General features: G+C 57.8%; 8 protein-coding genes. 5 read left to right on the top strand and 3 right to left on the bottom strand.

The window, feature by feature from the left end:
* The first annotated feature begins 36 nt into the window (after nt 1-36).
* Complete coding sequence (locus CKQ53_RS17985; RefSeq protein ID WP_085652711.1) at nt 37-378, top strand: tryptophan synthase subunit beta; 342 nt, start codon at nt 37-39, stop codon at nt 376-378.
* A 55-nt stretch (nt 379-433) separates the two neighbouring features.
* On the opposite strand, the gene lapD is transcribed toward CKQ53_RS17985, so the two are convergent.
* Both lapD and lapG read right to left on the bottom strand, forming a co-directional pair.
* Complete coding sequence (gene lapD / locus CKQ53_RS17980; protein WP_085652712.1) at nt 434-2,383, bottom strand: cyclic di-GMP receptor LapD; 1,950 nt, start codon at nt 2,381-2,383, stop codon at nt 434-436.
* A 9-nt stretch (nt 2,384-2,392) separates the two neighbouring features.
* Nucleotides 2,393-3,031, bottom strand: coding sequence for a cysteine protease LapG (lapG, locus tag CKQ53_RS17975; RefSeq protein ID WP_244201063.1), 639 nt, complete (start codon nt 3,029-3,031; stop codon nt 2,393-2,395).
* Nucleotides 3,032-3,283: 252 nt separating this feature from the next.
* Between lapG and murQ the strand changes: the two genes are divergently transcribed.
* From murQ to tadA, 3 genes are all read left to right on the top strand, one after another.
* Nucleotides 3,284-4,177 carry an N-acetylmuramic acid 6-phosphate etherase gene (murQ, locus tag CKQ53_RS17970; protein ID WP_085652714.1) on the top strand — a complete coding sequence of 298 codons (894 nt, stop codon included), beginning with the start codon at nt 3,284-3,286 and terminating at the stop codon, nt 4,175-4,177.
* A gap of 139 nt (nt 4,178-4,316) precedes the next feature.
* On the top strand, nt 4,317-4,889 hold the full coding sequence (gene yfhb / locus CKQ53_RS17965) for a phosphatidylglycerophosphatase C (protein ID WP_420844244.1): 573 nt from the start codon (nt 4,317-4,319) through the stop codon (nt 4,887-4,889).
* A 67-nt stretch (nt 4,890-4,956) separates the two neighbouring features.
* On the top strand, nt 4,957-5,463 hold the full coding sequence (gene tadA / locus CKQ53_RS17960) for a tRNA adenosine(34) deaminase TadA (protein WP_094118760.1): 507 nt from the start codon (nt 4,957-4,959) through the stop codon (nt 5,461-5,463).
* Here tadA and mltF read toward each other — a convergent pair.
* Nucleotides 5,452-6,918 carry a membrane-bound lytic murein transglycosylase MltF gene (mltF, locus tag CKQ53_RS17955; RefSeq protein ID WP_085652717.1) on the bottom strand — a complete coding sequence of 489 codons (1,467 nt, stop codon included), beginning with the start codon at nt 6,916-6,918 and terminating at the stop codon, nt 5,452-5,454. The genes tadA and mltF overlap by 12 nt on opposite strands.
* Before the next feature lie 280 nt (nt 6,919-7,198).
* On the opposite strand from mltF, the gene purL reads away from it, so the two are divergent.
* A complete protein-coding gene (gene purL / locus CKQ53_RS17950; protein ID WP_118895327.1) occupies nt 7,199-11,083 on the top strand; it encodes a phosphoribosylformylglycinamidine synthase in 3,885 nt (1,294 codons plus the stop codon).
* The last annotated feature ends 828 nt before the right edge of the window (nt 11,084-11,911 follow it).

Here is an 11,911-nt window from a genome sequence, read left to right as displayed (position 1 = left end):
CGGTTTCCTTATTGGCGGTATGTAAAAGGACAGCCTATGTTTTATATATTACGAGATAACGACGGTAACCTGGTTCAGGTGCAGAGTTCCCCGTTCGAAGGGATGAACGGCGAACTGCCGCAGGACTCGGTTGAGGCACAGGCGTGGATGAATAATCAACAGTCGATTCTTTCTAGTCTGGAACAACTGCGCAGCAGCGATCTGGAAATGGTGCGAGTGCTGGAAGACCTGATTCAGGTGCTGACCAGCAAAGGCTTGCTGAATATCACGGATTTCCCACAGGCGGCGCAGCTGAAATTGATTCAGCGTGCACAGGCGCGTGAAGCGTTGGGGGGATTGGATGCGCTGATTCGCGATGACGAAGAGGGTATGTTTTGAACATCAGTCATGATGCAGACTGACTTGCCGAAGCCGGCAAGTCAGTGGCGTAGACTTAGGAAAAGATCACCGGGAAAGGTTCTCCCAACAGTCGGCCCATCGCGCCTCTGATACCCAGCGCACGCAGTTCCTCCAGTTCGCCTTCCGTTTCTACTCGCTCCGCAATCAGCGGCAAATCAATGCTATTCATCGCACGTTGCAGCGCGGTGATAAACACTTTCTTGTCTTCCGCCTGATCGATACCGCGAATATAGCTGCCGTCGATTTTCAGATAGGCGAGGCCCCATTTCGACAGATTACCGATGATGGTAAAGCGGCCGCCGAAGTGTTGCAGTCCCAGTTTACAGCCGAATTCGTTGAGCAGTTTCACCAACAGATCGAGCTGCTGTGCATCGGGCAGCTGGTTTTCGTCCAGTTCCAGAATCAAGCGCGAGGCCCGCTGCGGATACGCTTTCAGCGGCGCCAGCCATTCGGCCATCAGCTGCAGGTCTAATACCGTGCTGCCGGACAGGCTCAAAGCCAGCGTACCGTCGTAGCGTTGCAGGTAGGCGAGGGCGTGTTTCATCATGACCTGATCAAGACGCGTGTTCCATCCAAAGCGTTGGATCCACGGCAAGAATTGCCCTGCATTGATAGTGTTGCCTTCCTGATCGAGGATGCGCGCCAGCACCTTGTGATGAAGAATCTGACCCTTTTGTGCGCAGTCCATGACCGGCTGCAGGAACAGCTGGACATTCTCTTGCGCCAGCAACGGATCCAGCAGGGTAAACCAGTAATGGCGGTCTGCCACCCATTGGGACTCCTGACCGTTTTCCTCTTCTTCGGCATGGATGTCCGAATTGCGTTCCGCCTTCATCAGCAGGCGATCGCCGCGGATGAACAACGAGGCCGGTGAGTCCCCGTGCTGGAATGACACCAACGCCAAGCGGGCGACGGGAGACACGTCCGTCTCGCCGGTCAGAAACAGCGCCTCAATCCGGTTCGACAGTTCGTCGGCCAGCGCCTGCGCCTCTTTCTGTACCAGACCGGGACAGAAAATGGCGAACTCTCCGCCGCGAATACGTGCGGCGAGGCTGTCGGCTTCGACATAACGTTTTCTGCACTTCAGGATATTGTGCGCGACAGAGGCCAGCAAGGCATCCGTTTTGGCTGCGCCCAGGCGCTGATTCATGCCTGCCAGATCCTGCAACCGCAGCATAATCAGGTAGCCGGTGGAGGCCTCTTCATCGCTCAGGCGGGTTTCCAGCTGGATATCCATCGCGCGGCGGTTGGCCAGTCCGGTTTGCGGATCCTGATAGGCTTCCTTACGTAAGCGCTCGCTTCGCTGGGCTTCCTCTTCGAACAAGGACTGTAATTTGGTGACCATCAGGTTCATGGCTTGAACGACCCGGCGCAGCTCCGGCGTTTTGGGCAGTTTGGGAATGCTCAGGAACTCGCGACGGCAAATGGCGAGCGACTGTACGACCATGTCATCCAGCGCGCGCAGCTGTCGGCGCAGGAACAAAGCGCCAAGCACGAGCCCGATGCCGCCGCACGACAGCAGCCAGAGCAGCGAGGCGGAGGTGCCTTGCCACAGCCTGGCAATGGCGAACATCGGGTGACTGACCACCTCGACCCGCGCCGCCTGTTCCCAGCCGCGCATCACGATGGCCTGTCCATTACCGGGCTGTAAATCCACCAGTCGGACAAACCAGGCGGGAACGCTCGATACTTCCGGCGAAGTGACGCGCTCCATCGTCACCTTCTGGGTTTCCAGATCGATGACGCGGATGCTGGAGAAATAGCCGCTATCGAAAATAGAACTGACCAGCAGTTCCACCATCGCCGGATCGTCGATATTCGGCGTGAGCGCGACGCCCAAAGCCGTGGCGGCGTCCTGAGCGTGCGAGTGCAACTGATTGTTATATTGATCGCGTGAACTTTCCAGATTGGCGATAAAACTACCGCTGAAAATGAACAGCATAAACAAACAGATGGCTATCAGTAATTGTTTAAATAGCGACATAGCCCCATCCTACTCATCAAGAGAAAATCCTTCTGCGCGCATTTTAATTAATAAGTCCTGCCAGCGAGACAGACGTTTGCTGTCGCCGGCGCGTCGGTTGCCGCCCGTGCCAGGCAGCCAGAGTCCGTCGCCGTTAAAGGAATAGACCGGCAGCAAATCGTTACGCTGGGTGGCGGGTCGGATCTCGGTGATCAAACTATCCAGGATCAGCGGGATGGCGTTCGGTGAAGGGTAATAGCTGAGCACCATATGCGCACGGTTTAGGCTCAGCGCTTTAACGTAGGTAATACGCAGTTTTTCACGCTCGACGCCAAGGTGGACCAGCGTCAGATATTTGGCGATCGCATAGTCTTCGCAGTCGCCCATCCCCTTTCGTAACATCTCTATCGGCGTAGCCCAGTAATCTTCCTGCTGCCAGACGTCGATATCTTCCCGGTAAGCTATCCTGTCATTGAAAAAGCGATTGACCGACTCCAGCTTCTGACTTTCTGTGGTCGTTTGCTGCGCCTGCATCAACGCTTGCCAGGCGGCTATCCGCTGGCGTGCTTCCGGCGTGGCCTGACCATATCGCTGATCGGTGATTGAGTTGATGGCGGAGAAATTCCAGTCCGCATATAGCGTACCCGCCACCAGCAGCAGGCTGCCGATGAAGAGGTGTAATAGAACATGAACTAATGACTGGCGCTGCGCATGAAATTTCAACGTGACGTCTCTGTTACCCACCGGTGAGTCCGGACTCCGTGGTCTGAATTCGACGCCTGAACAATCAGGCATTGTAGACCGCTGCCGCATAGCTTACTTTGAACGGCTGAAAAGTGCCATGTCATAACGATAGCAGGTACGACTGATTTATCACGAAGCTGACACGTATCAGCTTCGCGTTCACAAACGAGGAAGTGTATGGATTTAGGGGCATTAGTCTCAGAGAGCCGTCACCCGGCGACGATGGATTTAGATCGTATGGCGACGCTGGACATGCTGGCTCTCATCAATGAAGAGGACCGACGGGTGCCGGAAGCGATCCGGCTGGTGCTGCCGGCGATTGCGCAGGCTGTGGATGTCACCGCCGCGTGTATGAAGGCGGGCGGGCGACTGATCTATTTAGGCGCGGGCACCAGCGGTCGTTTGGGCGTGCTGGACGCCTCTGAATGTCCCCCCACGTTCGGCATCGCACACGGCCGGGTGATCGGGCTGATCGCGGGCGGTCCCAGCGCCTTGCTGAAGGCGGTGGAAGGGGCGGAAGATGACCCCGCGGGCGGGGAGGCGGATCTGGCGGCGCTGGCGCTGACTGCGCAGGATATGGTGATTGGACTGGCGGCATCCGGCAGAACGCCCTATGTCATTGGCGGGCTAGAGTATGCGCACCGCATCGGCTGCCATACCGCGGCGATTTCCTGTAACCCCGCGTCGCCGATCGCCCGACTGGCGGAGATCGCCATCTCCCCGGTCGTCGGACCGGAAGTGCTGACCGGTTCGACGCGACTGAAGTCCGGCACCGCCCAGAAGCTAGTCTTGAATATGATTTCCACCGGGGCGATGGTCAGGTTGGGCAAGGTGTACCAAAATTTGATGGTGGATGTGAAGGCGACCAACGCCAAGCTGGTCGATCGCGCCTGTCGTATCGTGGTGGAAGCCTCCGGCGTAGAGCGCGACGTCGCGCGGCAGGCGCTGGAACAGACGGGGTTTGAGGTCAAACCGGCCATCGTTATGCTCCTGACCGGCTGCGGCGCCGCTCTGGCGCAGGAAAAGCTGGCGCGTCATCAGGGATACCTGCGCGACGCCATACAGGAATAGCGCCATTCGCTTTTCACCCTTTATTACCGCAAAACGAGGCGGGGACGCTCCCGTCATCTTTAAGGAGCCCGTTTTGAACGATAAGCAAACGTTGCGCGTCGTATTTTTCGATTTGGACGGCACACTGCATCAGCAGGATATGTTCGGCAGTTTTCTGCGTTATTTGATCCGGCGTTTGCCGTTGAATCTGCTGGTGGTCATCCCCGTACTGCCCGTGGTGATGCTCTCGTTGCTGTGCGGAGGCAGGGCGGCTCGCTGGCCGATGAGCTGCCTGCTGTGGGCCATCACGGTAGGCCGCGGCGAGGCGAAGCTTGAACAGCTGGAAAAAGCGTTCGTGGACAGTTTTCGTCAGCAGGTGACGCCGTTTCCTCAGGTGCAGCAGCGGCTGACCACTTATCTGAGCGCCAGCGATGCTCAGGTGTGGCTGGTTACCGGCTCTCCGCAGCGGTTGGTGGAAGCCGTCTATCGCGATGCTCCCTTTCTGCCGGGCGTACGTCTGATGGGCAGCCAAATTTCCCGGCGTTATGGCGGCTGGGTGCTCACGCTACGCTGTCTGGGGCGGGAAAAAGTGGTGCAGATGGAACGCCAGCTGGGCGCTCCGCTGAAGCTTTACAGCGGTTATAGCGACAGCAAACAGGATAACCCGCTGCTCTATTTCTGCGAGCATCGCTGGCGCGTCACTCCGCAAGGCAGCCTGCAACAGCTGGAGTAATTCCACTGCGCGGTGCGCCGTGTATAATGCCCGCCGCTGACGAGGATTGACGGGTAAAAGAGGCACGATGAACAGCGTAAATGATGATGAGTTTTGGATGCAGCACGCGCTGACGCTGGCGCAACGAGCCTGGGACGAAGGCGAGGTTCCCGTCGGCGCGGTGCTGGTGCTGGACAACCAGGTGATTGGCGAAGGCTGGAACCGTTCTATCGGTCAGCACGATCCCACCGCGCATGCCGAGATTATGGCGCTGCGGCAAGGCGGTATGGTGGTGCAAAACTACCGTCTGCTCAACAGTACGCTGTACATCACGCTCGAACCCTGTGTGATGTGCGCGGGGGCGATGGTTCACAGCCGCATCGGGCGTTTGGTTTACGGCGCCGCCGATGCCAAGACGGGCGCGGCCGGGTCGCTGGTGGATATTCTGCGTCATCCGGGCATGAATCATCAGATTGAAATCACGTCGGGCGTGCTGGCGGAGGCGTGTTCAACGCAGCTGAGCGACTTTTTCCGCATGCGGCGGAAAGAGCAAAAGGCGCGCCGGGCGGCGGCCAAAAGGGAATCACTTTCCTGAGGGATGCAATCCGGACTGCGCCAGCGCCGGTGAGACTGCGGGATAGCCTTCACCCGCCTGCTTGATATGCTGCGCTTTGTTCTCTTTTTCCGTCAGGTAGCCGACCAGGCTGATCATATAGCGACGGATGTTTTCCACGTAGTTGTAGGCTTCGTGACCTCTCGCGTAGCCGTTGGCGGTCTGCTGGTAATAGCGTTTTTGGCTGAGCATCGGCAGGCGTATTTTGACGTCCGCCCAGCTGTCGGGATTACCTTTTTGCTTCTCCGTCAGCTTGCGCGCATCCATCAGATGGGCGTAACCCATATTGTAGGCCGCCAGCGCGAACCAAATTTTCTCGTCGTCCGGGATCGTGTTCGGCATACGCTGCATCATCAACGACAGATACTTTGCGCCGCCGCGAATACTTTCTTCTGGATTCAGCCGGTCGACCACCGCCAGACTTTCCGCCGTATTCCTCGTTAACATCATCAGACCGCGCACGCCGGTCGGCGACGTCGCCAAGGGATTCCAGTGCGATTCCTGATATGAGATCGCGGCCAGCAGCTTCCAGTCCATTTCCGTGGCATAGCGTTCGAACAGCGAGCGCAGCCCCGGCAGCGTGTTGTCGATCGCATTCAGAAACGTGGTGGTGTCCACGTAGTCGAACTCGCCGACGTGACCCAGATATTTTTCTTCCAGACGCGCCAGCGAGCCGTCTTCGCCGATCCGGCTGAAGAAGTCCAGCATGGCGGCGGATAGACTGTCGTCGTGGGTCTGACGCATATACCAGTTCACCGGCTCTTCATCGCTAAGATCGAACGCGACGGCCAGCTGCGGATAGATGCGTTGCAGTAACCCGACGCTGATGGAGTCCGCAATCGTGTAATCCAGCCTGCCGTCGACCACCTGTTTAAGCAGATCCAGCTCGGAGATATTGGTGCTGGTTTCCCAGGTCAGGTTGGGATACTGCGTGGACTGCTGCTCGCGCAACGTGGAAATTTGGGCGGAGCCGGACAACACCGCCAGCCGGCCTTTGAGCTTGCCAAGCGACGTGGGGCGGGGCGACCCCAGCCGGTACACCAGCTGTTGCGAGACGGAATAATAGGTGGGGCCAGCACGGAACGACTGCGTCCGGTCATCGCTGTAGATGAGGCCCGCCGCCAGCATATCGGCGTCTCCGTTGTCGAGATCGGTGAATAATTCATCAATGTTCTGACGTGTGGAAACGACCAGCTTGACGCCGAGGTAATCGGCGAATCGTTTAGCCAGTTCATAATCGAGCCCTGACGGGGAGCCCCGGTGTAGGGAGTAGGTCAGTGGAGAAACAACCGTACTGACACGTAGCTCACCACGTGAAAGGATTTGCCTGAGTTGGTCGTCCTGGCTGCTGCGCCAGGGAATATTGGGCCACAGCGCCAATGCCAATAACAGTGCAATCACCCCGATGAAAAAATAATTTATCGTTAAACGCTTCAAGTAATTTGATGTCTCTCGGTGGCCTGTAGGCCTGTCTGTCTATTAGGCAGTTTCTTATACTGAGTGTCCCAGAGTCGGGGCATTTTGCGTAACAAACCGCCAGGGTGCAACTTTTATTGCCCCGACAACGAATCGGTCGCCTATCATCAAAGATGTTCGACTATTGCCGCGCAAACGGTTTCGTCACGCGTCGGTATTCTCTATAATGTGCCGCGTTCCCCCTCCTGTAGCGCCATGGTGCCCCGCTATCGGTGCATCGAAGACGAGAGAATGTGAAATGATGGAAATACTGCGTGGTTCCCCGGCTTTATCGGCTTTTCGTATCAACAAACTATTGGCGCGCTGCAAAGACAATCTCCTGCCTGTCAGCGATATTTATGCCGAATATGTGCACTTCGCCGACGTGACCGCCCCGTTAACCCCCGATGAAAAAACGCAGCTGGCCCGCCTGCTGAAATATGGCCCCTCACTCCCCGAACATGATCCTGCGGGCCGCCTCGTGCTGGTCACGCCTCGTCCCGGCACCATTTCTCCCTGGTCGTCCAAAGCTACGGACATCGCACACAATTGCGGTCTGAATACCGTTCGTCGCTTGGAGCGTGGGCTGGCCTTCTATATCTATGCGCCGACGCTGAATGAAGCGCAGTGGCAGTCGCTGAGCGAACAGCTTCACGACCGGATGATGGAGACGGTGTTCAGCGAACTCCAGCAGGCGGAGCGTTTGTTTGTTCAGCATGAGCCTGCGCCGCTGCAGCGGGTGGATATGATGGCGGAAGGGCGTCAGGCGCTCGAAGCCGCCAACCTTCGTCTCGGCCTGGCGCTGGCGGAAGACGAAATCGACTATCTGATCGACGCCTTTACCCGCCTGAACCGTAATCCGACCGATATCGAACTCTACATGTTCGCGCAGGCCAACTCGGAACACTGCCGGCACAAAATCTTCAACGCTGACTGGGTTATCGACGGCGTCAAACAGCCCAAATCCCTGTTCAAAATGATTAAAAATACCTACGAACAGACGCCGGATTTTGTGCTGTCCGCCTATAAAGATAACGCTGCCGTCATGACAGGCTCCGCCGTAGGACGCTTCTTCCCGAATCCGCAGGGGCGCTATGAATATCATCAGGAAGACGCCCATATCCTGATGAAAGTGGAAACCCATAACCATCCCACCGCCATCTCGCCGTGGCCGGGCGCCGCGACCGGCTCCGGCGGTGAAATTCGTGACGAAGGCGCGACCGGGCGCGGCGCCAAGCCGAAAGCCGGACTTGTGGGTTTTTCCGTTTCGAACCTGCGCATTCCCGACTTCATTCAGCCGTGGGAACAGGACTTCGGCAAGCCGGATCGCATCGTCAACGCGCTGGACATCATGCTGGAAGGCCCGCTGGGCGGCGCGGCGTTTAACAACGAATTCGGCCGTCCGGCCCTGACGGGGTACTTCCGTACTTATGAAGAGTCGGTCGACAGCCACAATGGAACGGAAGTCCGCGGTTACCATAAACCCATCATGCTGGCGGGCGGGATCGGCAACATCCGTGCGGATCACGTGCAGAAAGGCGAGATCTCCATCGGCGCGAAGCTGATCGTGCTGGGCGGACCGTCGATGAATATCGGTCTGGGCGGCGGCGCGGCGTCTTCCATGACCTCCGGCCAGTCCGATGCCGATCTGGACTTTGCCTCGGTGCAGCGCGACAACCCGGAAATGGAACGTCGCTGTCAGGAAGTGATCGACGTCTGCTGGCAGCTCGGTGACAAAAACCCGATCCTGTTCATTCATGATGTGGGCGCGGGCGGCCTGTCCAACGCCATGCCGGAGCTGGTGAGCGATGGCGGCCGCGGCGGTCGTTTCGAGCTGCGCGACATTCTGAACGACGAGCCGGGCATGAGCCCGCTGGAAGTGTGGTGCAACGAGTCTCAGGAGCGCTATGTGCTGGCAGTCGCGCCGGAACAGTTGGCGACCTTCGACGCCATCTGTCGTCGTGAGCGCGCGCCTTACGCCGTGATCGGCGAGGCGACGGAAGAACAGCATCTGACGCTGAACGATCGCCACTTCGACAACCAGCCGATCGACATGCCGCTGGAAGTGCTGCTGGGTAAAGCGCCGAAAATGCAGCGTGACGTGACTCGTTTGCACAACGAAGGCAAGCCGCTCAACTTCGACAATATCTATCTGGCCGACGCCATCGAGCGCGTACTCCATTTACCGGCTGTCGCTGAAAAAACTTTCCTGATCACCATCGGTGACCGTAGCGTAACCGGTATGGTCGCACGGGATCAGATGGTGGGGCCGTGGCAGGTGCCGGTCGCAGACTGCGCGGTAACAACGGCAAGTCTGGATAGCTATTACGGCGAAGCGATGTCCCTCGGGGAGCGTGCGCCGGTGGCGCTGCGTAACTTCGCCGCCTCGGCCCGCCTGGCGGTAGGGGAAGCGCTCACTAACATCGCTGCGACGCATATCGGCGATCTGAAACGTATCAAGCTGTCCGCCAACTGGATGTCCGCCGCCGGGCATCCGGGCGAGGACGCGGGTCTGTATGACGCCGTTAAAGCCGTCGGCGAAGAATTGTGTCCGGCGTTGGGGCTGACCATTCCCGTGGGTAAAGATTCGATGTCCATGAAAACCCGCTGGCAGGAAAACGGCGAGGACCACGCCGTCACGTCGCCGCTGTCGCTGGTGATCACCGCGTTTGGCCGCGTCGAAGACGTGCGCAATACCGTCACGCCGCAGTTGCGCACCGATAAAGACAACGCCCTGCTGCTGATCGATCTCGGCGTCGGTCATCATGCGCTGGGCGCGACGGCGCTGGCGCAGGTATATCGTCAGTTGGGTCGTAAAACGGCCGACGTACGCAGTCCGGAACAGCTAGCCGGATTCTTTAACGCCATGCAGAAACTGGTCGCCGACAAAGCGCTGCTGGCTTACCACGACCGTTCTGACGGCGGCCTGCTGGTGACGCTGGCGGAAATGGCCTTTGCCGGTCACTGCGGCCTGTCAGCCGATATCAGCAGTATGGGCGAAGACGGTCTGGCTATTCTGTTTAACGAAGAATTAGGTGCGGTTATTCAGGTTGAAGCCGACCGACGCGCGGAAGTGGGACAGGTATTGGCCGAATTCGGCCTGGCGGAGTGCGTGCACTATCTGGGCCGCGCGGAAGCCAGCAACCAGTTCGTCATCTCCCTGGGCGAGGAAGTGATTTATCGTGAGAAACGCTCCACGCTGCGCAGCTGGTGGGCGGAAACGACCTGGCAGATGCAGCGTTTGCGCGATAACCCGCAGTGCGCCGATGAAGAGCATCTGGCGAAAGAAGACAACAGCGATCCGGGTCTGAACGTTTCGCTGAGCTTCGATCCGCAGGAGGACATCACCGCGCCGTTCATCAATACGCAGGTGCGTCCGAAAGTGGCCGTGCTGCGTGAGCAGGGCGTCAACTCGCATGTGGAAATGGCGGCGGCGTTCGATCGGGCCGGGTTTGAGGCTATCGACGTACACATGAGCGATCTGCTGGCGGCGCGACGCGACTTGCAGGACTTCCAGGCGCTGGTTGCCTGCGGCGGCTTCTCCTATGGCGACGTACTGGGCGCTGGGGAAGGGTGGGCGAAGTCGATTCTCTTTAACAGCCGCGTCCGCGATGAATTCTCGGCGTTCTTCGCGCGTCCGCAGACGCTGGCGCTGGGCGTGTGCAACGGTTGTCAGATGATGTCCACGCTGCGCGAACTGATCCCGGGGGCAGAAAACTGGCCGCGTTTCGTTCGCAACAAATCAGACCGTTTCGAAGCGCGCTTTAGTCTGGTGGAAGTCGCTCAGAGCCCATCGCTGTTTATGCAAGATATGGCGGGGTCGCGTATGCCGATCGTCGTGTCGCATGGTGAAGGACAGGTTGAAGTGCGTGATGCCGCTCAGCTGGCTGCGTTGGAGCAACAACAGCTGGTGGCGCTGCGTTACGTCAACAACTACGGTCAGGTCGCGGAAAACTATCCGGCCAACCCGAACGGGTCGCCGCGTGGGATCACGGCGGTGACCAGCGTCGGTGGTCGCGCCACCATCATGATGCCGCATCCTGAGCGTGTCTTCCGCACCGTCAGCAACTCCTGGCATCCCGACTCCTGGGGCGAGGATAGCCCGTGGATGCGTATGTTCCGCAACGCGCGTAAGCAGCTTGGATAAGGTTCTTCGGCTGAGCTGAAGCGCTGACAGAAAAGGGGGCGATGCCTCCCAGAGCCGGATACCTTGGGTGTCCGGTTTTTTTATGGGCCTAACGCCGCTTCATGATGTCGTAGCGAACCGTCTAATGATGCAGCGTTGCCGCGAGGTGAAATGTTCAGCACAACGCGTGCTTTTTTAGTCGTCGATGATCGCGGTGACGTTAGGCGGTGTGGGTTGCTCTCAACAATGCTGCCAGACGTTGCTGCATTGCTGGTTTCAACCTCTGTAAGTACGCGAACTGAACGACCTGTCTCAAAGTCACGACAATGCTGTTTTTTACTGTCTCCACATGGAGACATTTATTTTATTGATATTTAAGGTTTTTATTTTTGGTGAGTTGTGGTGTCGGTTTTTGGCGACAGAAAACGGAGGAGCGGAAGCCGATGCTGACCTGTCCGCAAGGGGCTCACCGAGGATAAAAGTAAAAATGGGATTTAATTTCAATTAAACATCAATTAGTTATGGTGTTCCGTGGATTAGTGGCACGGTAGATGCTATAGCTTATACAGCTGCTCATTCAACTGGTTATGATGGCCAAGCAAAATTACCGCTTTCGCTCATAACGCCCAGAATGATGCCACAAGAAATGGTGCCTATCGTCCAACTTTTACGATAACTGCGCGTGCAAACGCACTTTATCACACACCGGACGACACGTTGAGTGAGGCACCCCCTCTTCAAAGACCCGGTCAAACTTCGTGTTTGACCGGGTTTTGCCTTTTTGGGGCAACCCCAACGCGGCTTTCTGCGAGGCGCTATGCTGTTTTTAGGGCAATGAGGCGAGGGTTA

This window comes from Lonsdalea britannica (assembly GCF_003515985.1).
Lineage (GTDB): Bacteria > Pseudomonadota > Gammaproteobacteria > Enterobacterales > Enterobacteriaceae > Lonsdalea > Lonsdalea britannica.
This window is presented reverse-complemented; position numbering and strand designations above follow the sequence as displayed.

Coding starts and splice junctions, on each gene's coding strand:
- CKQ53_RS17985 (WP_085652711.1), top strand. CDS start 37: ATGTTTTATATATTACGAGATAACGACGGTAACCTGGTTCAGGTGCAG.
- lapD (WP_085652712.1), bottom strand. CDS start 2,383: ATGTCGCTATTTAAACAATTACTGATAGCCATCTGTTTGTTTATGCTG.
- murQ (WP_085652714.1), top strand. CDS start 3,284: ATGGATTTAGGGGCATTAGTCTCAGAGAGCCGTCACCCGGCGACGATG.
- yfhb (WP_420844244.1), top strand. CDS start 4,317: ATGTTCGGCAGTTTTCTGCGTTATTTGATCCGGCGTTTGCCGTTGAAT.
- tadA (WP_094118760.1), top strand. CDS start 4,957: ATGAACAGCGTAAATGATGATGAGTTTTGGATGCAGCACGCGCTGACG.
- purL (WP_118895327.1), top strand. CDS start 7,199: ATGGAAATACTGCGTGGTTCCCCGGCTTTATCGGCTTTTCGTATCAAC.